This is a genomic window from Fulvivirga lutea (assembly GCF_017068455.1).
Classification (GTDB): domain Bacteria; phylum Bacteroidota; class Bacteroidia; order Cytophagales; family Cyclobacteriaceae; genus Fulvivirga; species Fulvivirga lutea.
In genome coordinates, this window is record NZ_CP070608.1 from 1,672,693 (window position 1) to 1,692,811 (window position 20,119).

Here is a 20,119-nt window from a genome sequence, read left to right on the forward strand (position 1 = left end):
GATTTTGGACATAGAATAAGAAAAGCGACTACCTAGTTGGAAGTCGCTTTGTAGGATATGTTACAAAACTTAATCCAATCCAATCATTATAAAGGCACCCCAAAATATAGGGTCAGGGTATTCTATTCTAAGTTCTTTCTTAGCTTCTACAAAGGATTCACGCTTCTTACCTGTTTGTAACCATTTGGTATAGAATTTTACCATTAATTCCTGTGTGGCGGCATCATCTACTTTAAACATACTCATGATAAGTGTTTTAGCACCCGCTACAATAAATGCCCTTTGCAGACCGTAAACACCTTCACCCACAGCTAGCTCACCAAGTCCCGTTTCACATGCGCTGAGCACTACTAAATCGGTTTTATCTAAGTTGAGGTTCATGGCCTCGTATGCGGTTAGAATTCCATTTTCAATATTATAGTTGTAAGAAGTTTTGTTCAGCAAGTCACCAGCACCAGTAAGTAATAAGCCGGTTCTTAAAAGTGGATTTTGTGACGCCTGAGATTCACTAAGTGTCAATTCATCATTTGCTTTAATTTCTTTGGCAGGAGAGAAGAAACCGTGAGTGGCAATATGGAATATTCTAGGATTGTCCAGTTTTTTTATTTGCTCTTCTCTGGCTGCCTGTTCACTATACACGTTGGCGATCCAACCCTCATTTTTGAGTACTTTTCTCAATTCTTTCAACTCCAGCTCTGTGCCTGGTAGTGGGTTTATTTCACCAGCATCTGCAGTCAGGTAAAAGTTAGGATTCCCGAACATCGATGCTCTTTTCTCTTCCTGTATCAACTGTGTTTTTACCTGACGGATGTAAATATCTTTTGTGTTACTAACCAGTACAATGTTTGATCGATCAATCACATATTTGCCATCATTTGTGGGAACAGATTCCAGGTTAATCTGGTTGTAAACGCCATCTGCACTTAAATAAACAGTGGCAAACTGGCCTACCACATCTTCAATGGGTTTCCAATATTGATTGTAACTATATGAGTCTTTTAATCTGAAAATGATGCTGTTTCTGTAGTTCTTGAAATACCTATTCTCAAGTTCTTCACCATTGTTGATGAGTATTACTTTAGGATTTTTAAAGTCCTTGTCGTTCTTAACATACATTGCAGCGTACACTACAGAATCTGAAAAAGTATGATCAAAGTATCTGAAGCGAACCATTTCAATAGCTACTTCATTAGGTTTTAATACTTTTTGAACATCTTCCCATTGAATTTTTTTGTCTTCAAAACTTTGCGAGAAAAGTTCTGATTTTTGACTCAATTCTTTTTCAAGAGCTTCTACCTGATTGCTGAGAGCGCCAGGATCTATCTGATTTTCAGCCAATTGCTCAGCACTCATCGAAATGGCATTTGTTAGTTGCTCTTTCTTATCTATCCAATTGTTGTATTTATTTTTTAGATCTTCATCGTTACTATTCAAAATCCTTTCCCTGATTTTAATGGAAGAGTTTAGAAGTATAGCCTTCGTTAAGAGAGCGTTATTATATACGTCACCCACCAGTTCGGCATCATCTTGCATGTTTGAAAATGCCAGTGTGTTATAAAATTCATAATCAGATTTTATTGTGTTCCAATACTTAGCTTTCTCTCTCTCACTTAATGCTGGGAAATAATCTCTAATGAAATTCTGATAGTTGGCTAATGCTTCTTCTATGTTCTTTAGCGATTGTTTTGTATCGCCCTCCATATAATACACCTTGCTCAACTTGGAGATTATTTTTACATATTCCGGATGGTTTTTGTTGAAGAAACGCTCATACAACTTTTTTGATTTTTCATACTGCTCTTCGGCCAGATCGTAATTTCGCTGTAGGTAATATATATCTCCAATAAGAGTGTATATGGCAGCTGCATTTATATTATTGCGCTTACCAACCTTTGCTACCCAAATATTCTCAGCTAATGTGAGTGAGTTAAAGGCATCGTCATAACGTCTTTCTGAAATGTAAACCTTCGCTAAGTCAGTTAAAATGTTGGCGTAAGTAGGATTTCTGTTGCCCAATTTAGCAGCAATAATACCTTTGGCTTCTTCCATGATCTTTTCCGCTTCCTTTAAATTCTCACCGTTGTGAAATTTAATCAAACCTAAATCTGTCAACGATTTAGCCACATCCACATGGTTATTACCAAATTGTGCTCGCTGAATTGTAATCGCTTTGTTTATATTTTCTTCGGCATTGTCAAAATCTCCAATACTCGAGTTTACTTCAGATAATAACTTTAAAGCAGGTGCGGTTTTTGAAGACTTTTCTCCGAACGTACTATTTGCAATTGAGAGTGCTTGCTTCGCAGTTTGTTCAGCTTTAGGGTATTCTCCATTTATTAATTGAAGCTTGCCTTTGTTTACTAGTGGGCTAATTAGCCTTCTGGAAGAAGAGCCATATCTGGTTTGATAACCTGCAATTAATTCGTCAAGCAAATCTTCTGTTTCTGAATACCTACCTAAGGTAATGTACAAACTGGCTAACTCTTCTCCAGCTGCAAGCTCATCGTACACAACAGTTTCTTTTGCCCTTCTTAATAATCTCCCGGAGTTGTTTATGTTCGCTTCTGCATCGTCAAATAATCCCTGAACTGAATATAGCTTAGCTTGTGTTTGTATTGCATCTACATAGTCTACTACACGATACTCATCTTTTCTAACAGATTCCAGAATGGAAACGGCATCTTTCAAGTTTTTTTCTGCATTTTCATATTGCCCCAGTTTTAATTGTAAGTCAGCAATATGAGTCAGTTCAACACCGTAATCAGGGTCTTGATTGTCATACTTTGCCCTAGATGCGAAGAGCGCCTTATCCAAGGTTTCTGATGCTAATTTGTACTGGTCGGTTATTTCGTAATAAGTGGCAAGGTGATTTAATATCTCGACATAATCTTTATGCCATGTATCAATCTCTTTATCAATTATTTTAAAGAAGCTCTCCTGGTAGATTTTGTTAGCTTCTTCAAAATTGTCTGTATATTCCACAAAGTGATTAGCAAGTTCTATCTTTCCTAAATGGTAAGCAGGTGATTCCTCGCCATATAGGTTTTTCTCAATTTCAAGTATCTCTCTTAAGTTCTGCTCGGCATGTGTAAAATTTCTTTTTTGGATATCTAAACGGTAAAGAAATTCTAAAAGAGATATACGCTTTTGGTGATATTTAGGCAAGGCACGTGTGGTGGTAAGAATAGCATTTGCCTCTGCTTCCAGGTTTCTGGTTCGGTCTTTTGTGAGTTTAGAGTCAAACTCAATCGTTTCGAGGTTTAAATAGTGGAGACTGGTTTTTCTAAAATTCTTCTTAATTGCTTTTTCGTATTCAATTTTTACACCCTTGTATTTTGCTTTTTGATTGGTATATAAATACTGTTTTAAAAGTGTTTCGTATAAATCAAAAGCCAGATAATGAGACTCTTCATAATCTCTTTTTAAGATATCTAGTGTTTTATCGAATCGGGTTTCTTTTGGCATGTTGTCAACATCCAACCCATTTTCTACGAGTAGCTTACCATGTAGAAATTGGTTCTTTACATATCTTATATCTTTTTTACCAAGGTTCGAAGAAATCCATGCTTCGGAACGCACAAAGGCACTATCGGCACTTTTGAAACTACCTTTCAATCGTAATGCATTTGATTTAAGGGTTAATAGGTTGGCATAATCTCCTAACCTTTCCTTAACCTCTTCATCTTCAAGCCTTCGTGTTTTTAGTTTACCATCTTCATCAACATAACTTTCCTTTGTTACCGCCCTTGACCTGAAGTATTCCAGATGCTCTTCAATATACTTGAGTGCCTCAGTGTAATAACCCTGCCCGGTTAGTATTTCTGCTGTTGTTAATTCAGTTTTAGCTTTTGTGTTTTCATCATAGGAATTAGTCTCCTGAAGGGTTTTCACACCTTTATCCAAATACTTTTTTGATTCAAGATAGTTGCCATAATGAGCAACAATCTCAGCAATTGCAATTAGGTTATGGCCATGCGCTGAGCTATTCTCACCGTTGGCTGCTATGCTACTTTGAATGGCATTTTCCACTCCATTTTCAAATTCGGATAGGTAGCCCAGGGCTAAATTGAATTTAGCAGAACGAAGGTGATAGCCGGGCATATACTCATTGCTTGCCCCAAGTTTTTTTATAACTTTCTTTTTGAATTTGTCTAGCGTTTTTTTCGCCTTTTCATAATCACCTTCCTCATATTGTTCATCAGCTTTATCTAAATACTTATCCCAATTCTGGCTGAAAGATGGCGAGAATATCAAGCCTAGGCACAGTGTAAGAAACAATGGTTTCACGAAACTATACATGATTGTAGTGTTTGTTGATTACTTCAAAAATACAAATAGTACTGGTTATTCTGATTCTATTAACTTTTTCAATATGTCGATGGCTGCTTCGGCAATTACTGTACCCGGACCAAACACACCACTAACTCCTGCATTGTACAGGAAATCGTAATCTTTTGGTGGTATAACACCTCCGGCTATTACCATTATATCCTCGCGGCCCAAATCTTTGAGTGCTTCAATTAATTCTGGTATTAATGTTTTGTGGCCTGCAGCCAAACTGGATGCACCAATGATGTGAACGTCATTTTCTGCCGCCTGTTTTGCAACTTCGGCTGGAGTTTGGAATAAAGGCCCTATATCAACATCGAATCCCAGGTCAGCAAAACTGGTAGCTATCACTTTGGCGCCTCTATCGTGGCCATCTTGCCCCATTTTGGCCACCATTATTCTAGGCCTTCTGCCTTCTAATGATGCAAACTCATCCGATAGTTGCTTTGCCTTTTTAAAATTTTCATCCATTTTCACTTCACCTGAATATACTCCGGAAATTGATCTAATTGTTGCAGTATGCCTGCCATACACCTCTTCCAATGCATCGGAAATCTCGCCCAAGGTGGCACGTAATCTGGCAGCGTCAACAGCTAGTTCAAGAATATTTTCATTGCCCAATTTAGCCGCTTGAGTTATTCTTTTTAACGCACCATTTACTGCTTCATTGTCACGCTCAGATCGTATTTTGTTTATTCTATTTACCTGACTTTCGCGCACTCTTGTATTATCTACTTCCAGTGTGTCGAAATCAGGTTTTTCATCTGTTTGATACCTGTTAACACCTACAATTACGTCCTTGCCGGAATCAATTCTGGCTTGTTTTCTTGCAGCAGCCTCTTCAATACGCATTTTAGGTAATCCACTTTCAATGGCTTTGGCCATTCCTCCCAGTTCTTCTACTTCTTCAATGAGAGTCCATGCCCTTTTAACAAGCTGATCTGTTAAATATTCTACATAATGCGAACCTGCCCATGGATCAACAACTTTGGTAATGTTGGTTTCGTTTTGCAGATACAATTGTGTATTACGAGCAATTCTCGCTGAGAAATCTGTTGGCAATGCAATTGCTTCATCCAATGCATTGGTATGTAACGATTGTGTATGACCCAAAGCTGCTGCGAGCGCCTCTACACAAGTTCGAGTAACATTGTTGTAAGGGTCTTGCTCCGTTAAACTCCAACCTGAAGTTTGAGAATGAGCTCTAAGTGCCAGTGATTTAGGGTTCTTAGGATTGAATTTATTAACGATTTTCGACCATAATAATCTGCCAGCTCGCATCTTGGCAATCTCCATAAAATGGTTCATGCCTATTCCCCAGAAGAAGGATAACCTTGGTGCAAACCCATCGATATCCATACCTGCTTGAATGCCTGTTCTTAAATACTCCATTCCATCTGCCAATGTGTAGGCTAGTTCAATATCAGCTGTGCCACCAGCTTCCTGTATGTGATACCCACTTATGCTTATCGAATTAAAGCGAGGCATGTTTTTGGAGGTGTATTCAAAAATATCAGCAATCAATCTCATCGATGGTAGAGGCGGGTAGATATAGGTATTCCTCACCATAAATTCTTTCAGGATGTCGTTTTGTATTGTTCCGCTTAAAGCAGATTTGTCAACACCTTGTTCTTCCGCGGCAACAATGTAAAATGCCATGATTGGTATAACAGCCCCGTTCATGGTCATCGAAACCGACATCTTGTCAAGAGGAATTTGATCAAAAAGAATTTTCATATCCTCAACCGAATCTATGGCCACTCCTGCTTTACCAACATCGCCTTTTACTCGTGGGTGATCACTGTCATAGCCTCTGTGAGTAGCCAAATCAAATGCTACTGATAAGCCCTTCTGCCCAGCTTCAAGGTTTTTTCGATAGAAAGCATTGGACTCTTCCGCTGTAGAAAATCCTGCATATTGTCTGATGGTCCACGGTCTACCCGCGTACATGGTAGAATAAGGTCCTCTCAAATAAGGTGGAATTCCAGCAGTATATCCCAGGTGCTCAAATTTGTCATCCGAAATAATTCCAGGAACAGCTATTTTCTCAGCGGTATCCCAAGATGAATTAGCTACCTTCTTTTTTGAAGGTTTAAATTGGTTGTATGATATATTCTTGAAATCTGGTTTCATGAATTTGATGAATTAATCTTCAAGTGATGATATAAATTTATTCCAGGCAGATTTTGATATCTGATCGGTGAGCGATTCCAGATAATAACTACCTGCCACAGGATCTGCCACTTTTGCTAAATATGATTCTTCCTTCAGAACGCTGGAAACATTGCGAGCTATTCTATTCGACAATGAATTATCCTGTTCAGGTTGAATTTCAAGTATATCGCAACCACCCAAAATGCCTGACATGGCAGCAGTGCTTCCTTTTAGCATGTTTGCATGTGGTTGATATTTTTCGTTTGTCCATGGTGATGACGTACATTTGATTTTCACATCCTCAGGGTTGAATTCTTCATACCCGTATGAACGTATCAATTGAAAGGCCTGATTTCTAATGGCTCTTACTTTCGCGATTTCTCCAAAGTAATCAGTACCGAGGTTAGTAATTAGAACAACTGAATTTGCAACAGTTTCTATATCCAGACCTTTAATTAAAAGTGATCGCACTAATCTGTTGAGTTGCGTTAGTGCCTCAGCAACCTGATCATCTAATTCACTTACAGAGGATATTTCGATTGAAGCAAACCTTAAACCTGAGTCTTTTTTAATAGAGTGTTGCTTGATCAAATCATATTGATCATCCACACTAGCGTGAAATAGTACATGATAAGATTTTGATGCTTGAATTGATTCTAATGCTTTACCTATCTCACTTTTAGAAAGTCCGCTAAATTCTAGATAACAGTATTCAGGGAGTATATTTTCAAGCAATGCGCTTAAATTGTCCGAACTTTTGTTAAAGTTAAAATGAACACCATCTGCACCGTTGTTCAATGCTTCCAGGGCCTTCCTATTAGACTCTTTAGAATCAGAAACATCAATTTTTTGGATATTTTTCCATACTCTCACATCTCCCGAAGGATCATTATCCTTGGCTAGCACATTGTTGAAATTATCCAGGTAACCCAGGGTTTCGATGTCAGAGGCATCGTACATTGGCAAGATGTCTAAGTCGCCAATATTCCATTTGTATTTTGAATATACGTCTTCACCTTTTAAGTCAGACTTGGATTTTTCTTCCCAATCCTTTTTGGTAGATTTCTTAAACTCTTCAAACATTTCAGGAATTTATGTACATTATTGATAAGATGAGTAAAGTTAAGTGATTGCTCTGAATATGTTCAATCGATTGCGGTAATTTGGTTCTGTAAGAAATTCACTTTTAATATTTTAAAGAATTCGTGTACCTTTTTTATTAAATAAAAATTTATTGACAATTAGGCAGATTATCTGCTTTCATCTTCGTGATTTTTTCCCCAAATTTGACTCCCTTTTTTACAACACTAATTACAAGGCTTAAATAAATTATCTCAAACCGTGTACATGGAAATTGACAAGGAGACTGTGTGGAGCGATTGCCTTCGGGTGATTAAAGAAGATGTTGCCGAGCAGAGCTTCAATACATGGTTTAAGCCAATTGTACCTCTTAAGTGTAATAGTGAGATTTTAACGATTCAGGTGCCTAGTCAGTTCTTTTATGAGTGGCTGGAAGAGCACTACGTTCAGGTTTTGAAAAAGGCTATAAAGTCTGTGCTAGGTGAAAAGGCCAGACTTGAATATTCTGTAATTGTAGATAAAGGAAACAGTAGCTCTGCGCCCTTGTCTGTTAATTTGCCAAATTCAAGATCAAGCAATAATCAGAAATCAGGTAAAGAGGCGTATGTTTCTCCATTTAAGTTGAAGTCAGTAGATAATTTGTACCAACAATCTCAACTTAACCCGAACTATACTTTTGATACTTACATAGAAGGTGACTGTAATAGGTTAGCAAGATCTGCCGGATTTGCAGTGGCTCAGAAACCGGGTATTACATCTTTCAACCCGTTGATGTTGTACGGTGGTGTTGGACTAGGTAAAACACACCTGGTGCAAGCTATCGGAAATGAGATAAAAGGAAATCTGGAAGATAGGTTTGTACTTTATGTGTCTTCAGAAAAATTCACGAACCAGTTTATTGAGGCCGTAAAAAGCAATAATATTCAAGAGTATCAGAATTTCTACATGCAGGTGGATGTACTCATTATCGATGATGTACAGTTTCTGGCAGGTAAGGAAAGAACTCAGGAAATATTCTTCCATATATTCAATCATTTGCATCAGGCTGGTAAACAAATTATTATGACGAGTGATTGCCCTCCAAGAGATTTGAAAGGATTAGAGGAGCGATTGCTTTCAAGATTTAAGTGGGGACTTACTGCAGATTTACAGCAACCGGATTATGAAACGCGTGTTGCCATAATTCAAAGAAAGATGCAGGCAGATGGTATTCATATTCCTGACAATGTGATAGAATACCTTGCTTATTCTGTGGATACCAATGTTCGCGAACTTGAAGGAGTATTAATTTCTTTAATCGCTCATGCATCACTGAGCAGAGTGGAGTTAGATCTTGAGCTGGCTAAGCAAACATTGAAGAATATCGTACACGATATTGAAACAGAGGTGGGCATTGATTACATCCAGAAAACAGTAGCAGAATACTATAAAGTGAATGTTGATCTGCTGAAAGATAAAATCAGGAAGAAGGAGATTGTAATTGCAAGACAGGTTGCAATGTATTTTGCAAAAGAATATACAAACCACTCATTAAAGGGCATCGGTTATCACTTTGGAGGAAGAGATCATAGTACAGTAATTCATGCTGTACAGTCTGTCAATGACATGATGGATGTAGATGCTAATTTTAAGAATCAGATTGAAGAGTTAAAGAAAAAGCTCAAGATGCGAGCTGCCTAAGACTCTTATTTAAGATTTCCATTCCTTCAATAATTTCATTTTCGTTTACTGAGGCAAAACCGATTCTGGCTGAATTAAATCTTCTGCTAAGGTCTCTATCAATATCAAGATTCAGCCCATTCATATTAATGGCTTCATGAAGTTTGGTTAGATCGGAATTTAGAAAATGAGCCCATATTGCCATGCCACCTTCCGGAAGTTTGAATTGAATGTAGTCGCTCATATCCGAAGTAAGTATACTGGCCATGAGGTTTCTTCTTTGCTTATATGTTTGGTTACTTTTTTTGAGATGTCTGTTGAGTTCTCCTGAAATGATTGCCTCGCCAATCACATGTTGCATTAAATGATCTCCTTGTCTGCCTACAATTCTTCTATGCTTACTGAATGATTCAATTAAATCTTTGTGAGCAACTACATAGCCTACTCTTACATTAGACGCCAATAATTTGCTGAATGAGCCAATGTAAATAACGTTGCCAACCGGATTCAAACTGGCAAGTGGTAGTATTGGATTACTGGAATAATGGAAGTCGTAGTCATAATCATCTTCCAAGATAGTGAAACCATATTGGGAGGAAAGATTCAATAATTTTATTCGCCTTTCATTCGATAAAGTCACAGTAGTAGGGTAATGATGATGAGGAGTGATATACACAAGCTTTATTTTCTTTTGGCTACAAATAGATTCCAGTTCATCGATATTAAGACCATCATCATCCACACTTACTCTCACAATTTCAGCTCCGCAGCTTTGTATTGTCCAATCAGCTGCATCATAAGAGCTATTTCCAACTACGACAGCGTCATTAGGGTTGAGTAAACCATGAAGGCTCAAATAAATACCCATTTGGCTACCTTCCGTAATAAGCAAATTATCTTTGGTAATATTCAGTCCTCTTGATTCGGCCAAATACTTGGTTAGTATTTCTCTAAAGTGAGCATCCCCTTTAGCATCCGAATAGTTAGCCACACTTCTATTCTTTCTTGATAGCAAAATGGATTGACTTTCTCTGAAAATCCATTTCCAGGGAGCGAGGCGTGAGTCGGGAGAGCCACCGTCAAAAGCGAGCCTTGCCTTGGTGGGGTTATATTTAGGCACAAACTCCAGGTTAAACCGATTAGAAAGCGTGACGGTGGAAGATTTGATGAGGCCATTATTATCCAGCGTTTCGAAACTAGAAATAGGTAATGAATGCGATACATAAGTACCAGAAGAAGGTTTTGTAACTAACCAACCTTGCGCAAGTAATTCATCATAACTATTCTGAATGGTTTTTCTGTTGACATTTAGAATCTCTGATAAGTGTCGAGTACCAGGTAATTTCAACCCAGGAGTAAGTCTACCAGCTGAAATTTCTTGAATAATTTGCTCTGTTAGTTGCAGGTATATAGGCTTGCTACTTGAACTTTGTATAGCTAGTGTTGACTTCCATGGAAACATAACCGGACCCTTTAGTATTTTAAAAATGGCTCCGTAATATAATCCGGTTATACGATATTTTTACCCTATCAATCAATATTTAAAATACCATGAGCACTGATAATTACGTAATAGACCATAGGAATAAGGTAAAACGTGTACCTAAGAGGGGGTTTTACGATAAAGAAACTGTATATAAAATTTTAGATGATGGGTGTGTTTGTCATTTAAGTTTTGTGATGGATGGTCAGCCATTTGTTATACCCACCTTGTATGGCCGGCACGAAAATAAATTGTATTTCCACGGGGCTGCTTCAAGCAGACTAATCAAAAACCTTGAACAGGGTGTAGAGGTGTGTCTGGCAGTTACACATATCGATGGTCTAGTGTTGGCACGATCTGCATTTCATCATTCGATGAATTATAGATCAGTAGTGGTATTCGGTAAAGCTAAACTTGTTGCTGACTCGGGCAAAAATGAAGCACTAAAAGTGATATCAGACCATATCATTCCTGACCGGTGGGAAGAAGTAAGGCAACCAACCGGCAAAGAGCTGAAGGCTACGGCTGTTTTAGAATTAACAATTGATCAAGCTTCTGCTAAGATTCGCGAAGGCGGCCCAGTAGACGATGAGCCCGACTATATTTTAGATATCTGGGCAGGTGTAATTCCTATGAAACATCTATTCCAGGCTCCTATTGTAGATGAAAAGATGACTAAAGAGCTGCATATTCCTAATTCTGTTAAAAACCTGCTTGATAGCCAAGAAAGGGCATAATGATTTAATAAAGATCAAATAGTTTCAATTACAGATAGTTAACGAGTACTTTTGTATGTTCTTATTAGGACGTATTTTTATTTCCTAATTAAATTTGAATAAACACGAGTATATGAAAGTAAGGTTTAACGGTAAGAGTCAATCTGAATTTTATCCAGAATTAAAGAAGAGGGTAGACGAATATTTTAAGTCTAACAACATTAGCAAGAATGCTAACGGACTTATGATTTTCAAGTCGGTTTTCTTTTTAGGATCATTAATTGGATTATACCTGCTTATCTTACTAGGTAACTTCTCTTTAGTTACCATGTTGGGGTTAGCGATATTATTGGGTATGGTTCAGGCGTTTATTGGATTCAATGTAGCACATGACGCCATTCACGGATCTTATTCCTCAAATAGTACTGTAAATAAATTAATGAGCTATTGGTTTAATATCATTGGTGCTAATGCCTATGTCTGGAGTGTTGCACATAACAAGGTGCATCATACATTTACAAATATACCCGGCCACGATGAGGATTTAGAGGTTGCTCCAGGCTTAGTTCGCGTTTCACCCGATGAGCCAAAGAAACCAATCATGAGGTATCAGCAATACTATGCGTTCTTTTTGTATGGATTGGCTTCTCTTTCATGGGTTTTTAGAAAAGACTATGTAAAGTTTTTTCAAGATAAAATTGGTGAAACTGATAACTCAAAAAGGCCAAAAATAGAATACTTTAACTTATTCTTCTTTAAGGCATTGTACTATACAGTGTTCATTGTTATTCCATTGATCGTATTGGATATTACATGGGTTCAATTTTTAGTAGGTTTTATTGCCATGCACTTGGCTGAAGGGTTTGTGATGGGGCTTGTATTCCAATTGGCTCATGTGGTAGAAGGAATGGACTTCCCTAAACCTGATAAAGATGGTCAGCTGAAAGATTCATGGGCGGTACACCAAATGAGAACAACGGCTAATTTTTCAAGAAAAAGCCCAATGGCTGCCTTTTTATGTGGAGGCTTAAACTTTCAGATAGAGCACCATTTATTCCCTAATATTTGTCACATACATTACCCGGCTATCTCAAAAATTGTGGAGCAAACAGCCAAAGACCATGGAGTGCCATATATTGAGAATAAAACTTTTATCAAAGCGCTTAAGTCTCATTATAAAACATTGAGATATTTCGGCAGAGTGGCGGCCTAGCTTTACTCAAGATTCATATTTGGTATTGCCGTAGAGTACTTCACTTCTTTAAGTACAAACGAGCTTCTTATTTCACCAACATGTGGAATAGATGCTATCATTGATGAATAAAACTCATGGTAGGAGTCTAAATCTTTGGCAATAACTTTTAGCATAAAGTCTTTATCGCCACCTAAAAGATAGCACTCTAGTACTTCGTCAATTTTTGTAACGGCATCATAAAACTCCTGTGTCTGCTCAAATTCACTCACTTTTAATGAACCTGTAAGAAAGACGATAATCGAAGGAGTAAACTTTTGCCTGTTTACAAGTGCCACATACTTATCAATCACACCAGTGCGCTCGAGCCTTTTAATCCTTTCGTAGATTGGGGTTTTAGTTAAGTTTAATTTCTGAGCGATTTCATTTACGTTCAGTTTGGCATCTGATTGCAGTAGCCTGAGTATTTGATGATCGACATTATCTAAAGATGAAGGCATGGGAATATTTCCTAATTAATTATTGTGTAAAACTATAAAGCAGGAATAAATCCTGAATAATATATGAATTTAGGAAATTATACTGAATTTACATTGATTGTAAGTTGTAAGAGTCTTTTTTACTAACTTTGTGCACTCAAAATGAATTAATCACTATTCTTATACTATCATGATTGACGAAAAATTAAAATACAAGGTTAAAGACATTTCTTTAGCTGCTTGGGGAAGAAAAGAAATTGAATTAGCAGAGGCTGAAATGCCAGGTCTAATGGCATTAAGAGAAGAGTACGGTGCTTCAAAGCCATTGAAGGGTGCTCGTATCGCTGGTTGTCTTCATATGACAATTCAGACTGCTGTGTTGATTGAAACACTAGTAGAGCTTGGTGCAGATGTTACTTGGTCTTCATGTAACATTTTTTCAACGCAAGATCACGCTGCTGCTGCTATTGCTGCTGCCGGTATTCCTGTATATGCTTGGAAGGGCATGACTGAAGAGGAGTTTGACTGGTGCATTGAGCAAACATTATTGTTCCCTGACGGTCAGCCATTGAATATGATCTTAGATGATGGTGGTGATTTAACTAACATGGTATTTGACAGATATCCTCAATATGTTGATGGTATTAAAGGATTATCAGAAGAAACTACAACTGGTGTTCACAGATTGATCGAAAGAGAAAAGAATGGAACGCTTGTAATGCCGGCTATTAACGTGAACGACTCTGTAACTAAATCTAAATTTGATAACAAATACGGTTGTAAAGAGTCTTTAGTAGATGCAATTAGAAGAGCTACTGACGTGATGATGGCAGGTAAAGTTGCTGTTGTTGGTGGTTATGGAGATGTTGGTAAAGGATCTGCTGCTTCATTAAGAGGAGCTGGCGCGAGAGTTATTGTTACTGAGATTGACCCTATTTGTGCTTTACAAGCAGCAATGGATGGTTTCGAAGTAAAGAAAATGAGCGATGCAGTTAAGGAAGCTGATATTGTAGTTACAGCAACTGGTAACAAAGATATTATCAGAGGTGAGCACTTCGAAACGATGAAAGATAAAACGATCGTATGTAACATAGGTCACTTCGACAATGAGATTGATGTTGCTTGGTTAAACAAAAATGCTGAGAAAGACGAAATCAAACCTCAGGTAGATAAATATAAGTTGGCGAACGGTAATGATGTTATCTTATTAGCTGAAGGTAGATTGGTGAACTTAGGTTGTGCTACTGGACACCCTTCATTTGTAATGTCTAACTCATTTACTAACCAAACACTAGCTCAGATAGAACTTTGGACAAATAGCGGTAGCTACGAAAACAAAGTATACACGTTACCAAAGCATTTAGATGAGAAAGTGGCAAAACTTCACTTAGCTAAAATTGGTGTTGAACTAGAAGAGCTTACTGAAGAGCAAGCTAAATATATTGGTGTAACTGTAGAAGGCCCATACAAGCCTGAATATTACAGATACTAATAGTAAATATAATTATCAAAAAAGGCCATCCGTAATCTTGTGGATGGCCTTTTTTATTAGCTGGCTAGTCTTCTTGATTTAAAGTAAGGTTTGAGAATGGCTCTATCGAAAAGTAGTAATCCTAGAAATGTTACTGAATAAAGTAACACTTTACTTACAATATCAAGATTTATATTCTTCGTGAAGTTCAAACCTTCTGAAGGTAAGTACGACTCAAGAAGAGGTAACTCATAAGAAGGTAAGTTAAGCTGCATTGTTGTATCGTATTGGGATATATAAAAACTACAACCTATCACTGTCATAATTACAGTGATCACCAATAACCAATGGGATTTCTTAGGTTGAAACCCTAAATCATCAATTTTAGACATAACAATTTGAGTGAATCTCTCACTCGGTGTTGCTAGAATATTCTTCTTTGTAAAGTTGGTGAGCGATTTAAACTCCTCAAGTCTTAAACTCAAAGCTTTATTCTCTGATAATTTAGTTTCTAATTCTTTCTTTTCCTTGGATGAAAGGCTATTGTCTAAATAGCTCCATAACAAGTCATCGTATTCTTCAATATTTTTCATAACTATAAGTTTATAGCTTCTTCTTTTAATAATTTCTGTAATTCCAGTGCAAACCTTTTTCTAGCTCTGTGTAGTCTCACCTTAATTGTTGATAAGGTAATTCCTGTCACCTCACATATTTCCTCAAGTGACATTTCTTCAAAGTAAAATAACGTTAAGGCTACTTTATCTGCTTCCAACAATTGGTCCATGGCCTTTGCCACATATTTCTGCTGATCTTTTTGTTCACTTATATTGCTTTGAAAATCAAGCGGAGAATGCATTCTATTATCGAATTCAGTCTTTTGATATTTAGCTGCTTTTTTTTGAGCAGTTAATGCCGTGTTAAATGTTATCCGATACAACCATGTGCTGAATTTCGAATCCTGATTAAATTTTGCCAGACTCTTATATGCTTTAATAAAAGATTCCTGCGCTATTTCTTCCGCTTCTTCATCATTTTTAACGACATTATACGCTATTGTATAACAATAGCTTCTATATCTATCCACAAGCAACCCAAAGGAATCTTTATTCCCTTGCAGTACTTTCGAGATAATAACGTCATCAGTTAAATGATTCACAACCCTTTGACTTCATTAGTTAAATCAAGTTACAGATAATTCATGAAATATTTTTTTTGATTTGGCTGTAACCTTAAAGTTAATGATAGAGTCAAAGAGCTGAATTTAATTTATACAGTCAAAAAACAAATAATATGGATGTAGCTATGGTAGGCGTATTCATTCCGATAGTCGGGATCATCGCCATTTCAGTTTTAGTAATTTATTTAAGAAAATTCGAGAACGAAGAAAGAATGTCAATGATAGATAAAGGGATGAACCCCGCTGATATGAAAATTATCAGAAATACATCTTGGCCCTTACGTTTTGCACTATTATTAATAGGTGGTGGTACAGGCCTTGTAGTTGGTTATATGCTAGACATTAACACTCGCATGGATGATGTGGCCTACTTCTCTATGATTTTTGTGTTTGGAGGAATAGGGCTGGGCTTATCCTATCTCATAGAAGAGAAGAAAAATAAGGGCGAGGGCTAATTAAAACAATAGCGGTATTACCCAATAACACATTAAGGTCAAGATAACAACTGAAAGCAGGTTTAGAAAAAAGCCTGCTTTTATCATTTCTGACATTTTTATATGCCCGCTTGAATATACAATCGCATTCGGTGGTGTGGAGATAGGCATCATAAAGGCACAACTAGATGCCAGTGTAGCTGGAACTACCAGAAATAAAGGGTCTATGGAAATCCCTTCACTAACGGCAATAATTACTGGAATAAGAATAGTGACCAGCGCAACGTTGCTCATAAATTCTGTCATAAAAAGCACAAGCCCTGTTACAAGCACCATAAGTACTATCAGTTCTACATTTGAGTAAGAAGATACCAATTCTCCTATGCGATCTATTAGGCCTACATGAGCCAGTGCATTGGCTAAAGACATACCGCCACCAAATAGCAGAAGTATTCCCCAAGGCAAGCGTTTTGTATCCTCCCAATCGATGAGCTTCTTAGTATTTTTAAGATCGAGTGGAGTGGAGAACATCAGACAACCGCCAATCATGGCAGTAATATGATCTGTTAGCAATGGAGCGCCAAGTAATGCGTTTATCTGACCTTTAAAAATCCACCCAAAAGCTGTTAATCCGAATATGAATATCACCAGTTTTTCCTCTAGTGAAATTGCTCCCAGCTTTTTCAATTCATCATCAATTAAAGCCTCAGATCCTTCTACGTTTTTAATATTGTTTCTGAAGAGCACATTTGTGAGAAGTAAATAAGTGATGAAGATGAGCAATAGTCCAATGGGTACAGCCAACATTAACCACTCACTAAACCCAATGGTAAAATTTAGTATCTGATTTAAATAGCCAGCCATCACTACATTTGGCGGTGTGCCTATCAATGTCATTGTGCCACCAATATTAGCTGAATAGGCTATACTCAGCATCAGTGCTAAAGCGAATGTTCTTTCTGATTGGACAAACCCATCTTTACTTAGCAATTGTACCACTGATGCTGCAATTGGTAGCATCATAACGGCAGTGGCTGTATTGCTTATCCACATACTTAGTATCGCAGTAGATATCATAAAACCCAGTATTACACCATTGCCCGATGACCCAGTTATTTTCAAAATGTTTAATGCCAGGCGCATGTGAAGATTATGTTTTTCCAGTCCTAGGGCAATCATAAAACCACCCATAAACAGAAAAATGATTGGACTGGAATATGGCGCAGCAGCTTCGGAAATACTTAATACGCCTGAGAGTGGAAATAATATCAATGGCAAGAGTGCTGTGACAGGAATTGACACGGCCTCAGTTACCCACCATGTAATCATCCAAAAAGCAGTTGCAATAACTAATGTTGTCTCGCCTAAATAGACTTTTCCAACTAAAGTTGTAATAGCAAAAAGAAGCGGGCCGAGTACAAGACCTATTGATTTTCTATTCATTTCTAACTTGGCAGGGCAAGGAAGAATCTAACCAATGCTGCATACCCTATAATTAGAAAGATAGTATGTATTATTTTATTTTGATGAAAATACGCAGCTCCGATTGCTAATGCTACTCCAAACGCCCTTATTAAATTCTGAACAAACACGTTTCCAATATCAGGATACACGAAAGAACTCACGATGGTGAATACAAAATAAAGAGCAAATAGACCAAATAAGTATCGGGTATTGGAATAAAAGTACTCTTTCATGTCAGTAGTAGTATTTTTTTCTATCGACCTGAAGTCGGGAAATAGAATTACACTAATAATATAGAAGAGAAATATCGGGACGAGTGAATAAAAGAAGTAAAAAATACTTTCATTAATTAATTTCGTCCTTGGCCAAATTCCCCACCAATTTTGTATAAAAAGAGTAAATGCAAAGATGGTCCATAAGGTGTGTTGCCAATAGGCCTTAACCATGCGTCTGTTTCGTAATAGGGCTCCCCAACCTTGGAAATATTCAGCACCTACATAACCGAATATTATTGCACTAAATACAGTAAGGTATTCTGTATGAGTGAACCCTTCAATTATTTTTGGCATTTGATCCATTTGCCTAGTTTACGAAATAATTAGGAAGACTGCATCAATTCCCTGGCATTTTCAAAGGCAATAGAAGAAGGGTTATCGCCCCCGATCATCTTGGCTATTTCCTCTATTCGTTCACTTTCTTCCAGGTATTTAATTTTACTTACTGCCTTATCAGAACTGGTATCCTTATATACAAAATAATGCTGATCGCCTTTGGCAGCTATTTGCGGTAAGTGGCTGATAGTAATTAACTGATGATTTTCAGCCATTTTTTTCATTAATGAACCCAGCTTTAAAGCGATTTCTCCTGACACTCCGGTGTCTATCTCATCAAAAATAACTGTTGGCATAGCAATTTTTTCTGCCAGAATATATTTGATGCAGAACATAAACCTCGAAAACTCTCCGCCTGAGGCAACTTTAGCTAATGGCTGAGGAGCAATTCCTTTATTGGCGCTGAACAGTATCTGAATCTCATCAAAACCCGAATTTTCCAATGGAATTTCACTCCGTTCTATTTTTACAGAAGCATCACCCATTCCTACCTCCGCTAACAATTTTGTAAGCTCATCAGAAAGTTTGTCAAAGCATGCTACTCTTTTCTTACTCAGTTCTGATGCTTTTGCAGTACATTCCTGTAGAAGACTTTCTACCTTTTTAGTAGAAGTTGCTATTTCATTATCTAAGTTGAGTGTGCGTGAGACTTTTTCTTCAAGATTAGACTGTATTTCGATTAGTGAAGCAATATCAACTACCTGATGCTTTTGTTGTAACTGATAAATTAGGCTCAATCTTTCTTGCGACATTTGTGCTTCTTCGGGATCGAAATTAACTTTCTCTTCTTCCCTTTCTATCTCTGAAGTAAGGTCGTTAACTTCAATTTGTACGCTTTCAATTCTATCAGCCAGATTTTTATATGTGTCGCTGTATTTTGCTAGCTGGCTAAGCGCCTGTCTTAGTTGTTGCATGCCGGAGGCCACCGAAAACTCGTCATTGCTTAAAATAGCCAGACCTTCATTCAGCTTAAGTTTAATCTCTTCTGCATGTTCTGCCACTTTAACACGCTCTTCCAATTCTTCTTGTTCATCGGGCTGAAGGTTCGCTTCAGCAAGCTCTTGAAGCAAGAATGAATTGTAATCAGACTCCTGGGTGGCTTTCGCGCTTTCTTCTTTTAATCCGTTGAGGTATATGAGCTCCTTTTTGTAATCCTGATACAAGCGATAGTACTCGTTTCTGAGAGTTAGCGTATTAGCAAATACATCTACAAACTTTAGTTGAAAACTGTTTTTACCTAGTTGAAGTGTCTCATGTTGTGAATGAACATCCATCAGTTTGATGCCCAATTTCTTCAACACATCAAGAGTAACGGGAGTATCATTTACAAAGGCCCTGGATTTACCTGATGGACTTATTTCTCTTCGTATAATTGTGGTGGCTTCGTAATCTAAATCTTCCTTTTTAAATAGCGATTCCAACTTATATAGTGATAAGTCGAAATGACCTTCTACGATGCACTTACTGTCAGTATTCAAAAGAGACTTAATATCTGCCCTGTTACCAAGCATAAGTCCCACAGCACCCAACATAATAGATTTTCCGGCACCAGTTTCACCCGTAATAATATTCAGTTTCTCTGAAGGAGTGATCTTCAGTTCCTGAATAAGTGCATAATTTTTTATGAAAAGCTGTTTGAGCATTTAGACTTTTGAGTCAATAATTACTTCAGTTAAATCCGTTAGGTTCACTTGCTGCTTTTTATTTCTCAAATTTACAACAGTCATAAAATCAGAAGAAATACTGCTTATGACAGCAAAGAGAACACTACCATCTTTAAGTACAATATTAGCTTTTTTGCCAAGAATATCTTCCTTAGACTCTTGAATGATTTTGATTGGATAGCGTGAGGTTTTGCTAGCCATGATGA

The 20,119-nt window shown here is 37.4% G+C and carries 16 protein-coding genes; 5 read left to right on the forward strand and 11 right to left on the reverse strand.

The window, feature by feature from the left end; translation table 11 throughout:
• Positions 1 to 69: 69 nt before the first annotated feature.
• From JR347_RS07565 to JR347_RS07575, 3 genes are read right to left on the reverse strand one after another with little or no spacing between them, the layout of a single operon-like run.
• Positions 70 to 4,299, reverse strand: coding sequence for a CHAT domain-containing protein (locus JR347_RS07565; protein WP_205723444.1), 4,230 nt, complete (start codon positions 4,297 to 4,299; stop codon positions 70 to 72).
• Positions 4,300 to 4,344: 45 nt separating this feature from the next.
• Positions 4,345 to 6,462, reverse strand: a complete 2,118-nt coding sequence (gene scpA, locus JR347_RS07570; protein WP_205723445.1) for a methylmalonyl-CoA mutase — start codon at positions 6,460 to 6,462, stop codon at positions 4,345 to 4,347.
• Positions 6,463 to 6,474: 12 nt separating this feature from the next.
• Complete coding sequence (locus JR347_RS07575) at positions 6,475 to 7,566, reverse strand: methylmalonyl-CoA mutase family protein (protein WP_205723446.1); 1,092 nt, start codon at positions 7,564 to 7,566, stop codon at positions 6,475 to 6,477.
• A 264-nt stretch (positions 7,567 to 7,830) separates the two neighbouring features.
• On the opposite strand from JR347_RS07575, the gene dnaA reads away from it, so the two are divergent.
• Positions 7,831 to 9,243, forward strand: a complete 1,413-nt coding sequence (dnaA, locus tag JR347_RS07580) for a chromosomal replication initiator protein DnaA (protein ID WP_205723447.1) — start codon at positions 7,831 to 7,833, stop codon at positions 9,241 to 9,243.
• On the opposite strand, the gene pdxR is transcribed toward dnaA, so the two are convergent.
• Entirely contained in the window at positions 9,224 to 10,684 is a 1,461-nt protein-coding gene (pdxR, locus tag JR347_RS07585) for a MocR-like pyridoxine biosynthesis transcription factor PdxR (RefSeq protein WP_205723448.1), read from the reverse strand. The two genes, dnaA and pdxR, sit on opposite strands and share 20 nt — an antisense overlap.
• Positions 10,685 to 10,773: 89 nt before the next feature.
• Between pdxR and JR347_RS07590 the strand changes: the two genes are divergently transcribed.
• Positions 10,774 to 11,442 (forward strand): pyridoxamine 5'-phosphate oxidase family protein, encoded by a 669-nt coding sequence (locus tag JR347_RS07590; RefSeq protein WP_205723449.1) that lies wholly within the window; start codon positions 10,774 to 10,776, stop codon positions 11,440 to 11,442.
• Positions 11,443 to 11,554: 112 nt separating this feature from the next.
• Positions 11,555 to 12,634, forward strand: coding sequence for a fatty acid desaturase family protein (locus JR347_RS07595; protein ID WP_205723450.1), 1,080 nt, complete (start codon positions 11,555 to 11,557; stop codon positions 12,632 to 12,634).
• Between the two features lie 2 nt (positions 12,635 to 12,636).
• Here the strand turns inward: JR347_RS07595 and JR347_RS07600 are convergent, their stop codons facing one another.
• Entirely contained in the window at positions 12,637 to 13,113 is a 477-nt protein-coding gene (locus JR347_RS07600) for an Lrp/AsnC family transcriptional regulator (protein WP_205723451.1), read from the reverse strand.
• A gap of 169 nt (positions 13,114 to 13,282) precedes the next feature.
• On the opposite strand from JR347_RS07600, the gene ahcY reads away from it, so the two are divergent.
• Positions 13,283 to 14,584: an adenosylhomocysteinase gene (gene ahcY, locus JR347_RS07605; protein ID WP_205723452.1), complete on the forward strand. Its 1,302-nt coding sequence runs from the start codon at positions 13,283 to 13,285 to the stop codon at positions 14,582 to 14,584.
• A 56-nt stretch (positions 14,585 to 14,640) separates the two neighbouring features.
• Here the strand turns inward: ahcY and JR347_RS07610 are convergent, their stop codons facing one another.
• On the reverse strand, positions 14,641 to 15,156 hold the full coding sequence (locus tag JR347_RS07610) for an anti-sigma factor family protein (protein WP_205723453.1): 516 nt from the start codon (positions 15,154 to 15,156) through the stop codon (positions 14,641 to 14,643).
• A 2-nt stretch (positions 15,157 to 15,158) separates the two neighbouring features.
• On the reverse strand, positions 15,159 to 15,719 hold the full coding sequence (locus JR347_RS07615; RefSeq protein WP_205723454.1) for an RNA polymerase sigma factor: 561 nt from the start codon (positions 15,717 to 15,719) through the stop codon (positions 15,159 to 15,161).
• Positions 15,720 to 15,853: 134 nt separating this feature from the next.
• Between JR347_RS07615 and JR347_RS07620 the strand changes: the two genes are divergently transcribed.
• Entirely contained in the window at positions 15,854 to 16,195 is a 342-nt protein-coding gene (locus JR347_RS07620) for a DUF6249 domain-containing protein (RefSeq protein ID WP_205723455.1), read from the forward strand.
• On the opposite strand, the gene JR347_RS07625 is transcribed toward JR347_RS07620, so the two are convergent.
• From JR347_RS07625 to JR347_RS07640, 4 genes are read right to left on the reverse strand one after another with little or no spacing between them, the layout of a single operon-like run.
• Positions 16,196 to 17,617: an SLC13 family permease gene (locus JR347_RS07625; protein ID WP_205723456.1), complete on the reverse strand. Its 1,422-nt coding sequence runs from the start codon at positions 17,615 to 17,617 to the stop codon at positions 16,196 to 16,198. It lies immediately after the preceding gene.
• 2 nt (positions 17,618 to 17,619) lie between these two features.
• Positions 17,620 to 18,207, reverse strand: coding sequence for a hypothetical protein (locus JR347_RS07630; protein WP_205723457.1), 588 nt, complete (start codon positions 18,205 to 18,207; stop codon positions 17,620 to 17,622).
• 29 nt (positions 18,208 to 18,236) lie between these two features.
• Positions 18,237 to 19,892: a DNA repair protein RecN gene (recN, locus tag JR347_RS07635; protein ID WP_205723458.1), complete on the reverse strand. Its 1,656-nt coding sequence runs from the start codon at positions 19,890 to 19,892 to the stop codon at positions 18,237 to 18,239.
• Positions 19,893 to 20,114: a hypothetical protein gene (locus JR347_RS07640; RefSeq protein WP_205723459.1), complete on the reverse strand. Its 222-nt coding sequence runs from the start codon at positions 20,112 to 20,114 to the stop codon at positions 19,893 to 19,895.
• Between the last annotated feature and the right edge of the window lie 5 nt (positions 20,115 to 20,119).

Bases quoted from the DNA above. Each gene is read 5' to 3' on its own strand.
- pdxR (WP_205723448.1), bottom strand. From the start codon at position 10,684: ATGTTTCCATGGAAGTCAACACTAGCTATACAAAGTTCAAGTAGCAAG.
- JR347_RS07565 (WP_205723444.1), bottom strand. From the start codon at position 4,299: ATGTATAGTTTCGTGAAACCATTGTTTCTTACACTGTGCCTAGGCTTG.
- dnaA (WP_205723447.1), top strand. From the start codon at position 7,831: ATGGAAATTGACAAGGAGACTGTGTGGAGCGATTGCCTTCGGGTGATT.
- recN (WP_205723458.1), bottom strand. From the start codon at position 19,892: ATGCTCAAACAGCTTTTCATAAAAAATTATGCACTTATTCAGGAACTG.
- scpA (WP_205723445.1), bottom strand. From the start codon at position 6,462: ATGAAACCAGATTTCAAGAATATATCATACAACCAATTTAAACCTTCA.
- JR347_RS07590 (WP_205723449.1), top strand. From the start codon at position 10,774: ATGAGCACTGATAATTACGTAATAGACCATAGGAATAAGGTAAAACGT.
- JR347_RS07630 (WP_205723457.1), bottom strand. From the start codon at position 18,207: ATGCCAAAAATAATTGAAGGGTTCACTCATACAGAATACCTTACTGTA.
- JR347_RS07600 (WP_205723451.1), bottom strand. From the start codon at position 13,113: ATGCCTTCATCTTTAGATAATGTCGATCATCAAATACTCAGGCTACTG.
- JR347_RS07640 (WP_205723459.1), bottom strand. From the start codon at position 20,114: ATGGCTAGCAAAACCTCACGCTATCCAATCAAAATCATTCAAGAGTCT.
- JR347_RS07595 (WP_205723450.1), top strand. From the start codon at position 11,555: ATGAAAGTAAGGTTTAACGGTAAGAGTCAATCTGAATTTTATCCAGAA.
- ahcY (WP_205723452.1), top strand. From the start codon at position 13,283: ATGATTGACGAAAAATTAAAATACAAGGTTAAAGACATTTCTTTAGCT.
- JR347_RS07625 (WP_205723456.1), bottom strand. From the start codon at position 17,617: ATGAATAGAAAATCAATAGGTCTTGTACTCGGCCCGCTTCTTTTTGCT.
- JR347_RS07575 (WP_205723446.1), bottom strand. From the start codon at position 7,566: ATGTTTGAAGAGTTTAAGAAATCTACCAAAAAGGATTGGGAAGAAAAA.
- JR347_RS07610 (WP_205723453.1), bottom strand. From the start codon at position 15,156: ATGAAAAATATTGAAGAATACGATGACTTGTTATGGAGCTATTTAGAC.
- JR347_RS07620 (WP_205723455.1), top strand. From the start codon at position 15,854: ATGGATGTAGCTATGGTAGGCGTATTCATTCCGATAGTCGGGATCATC.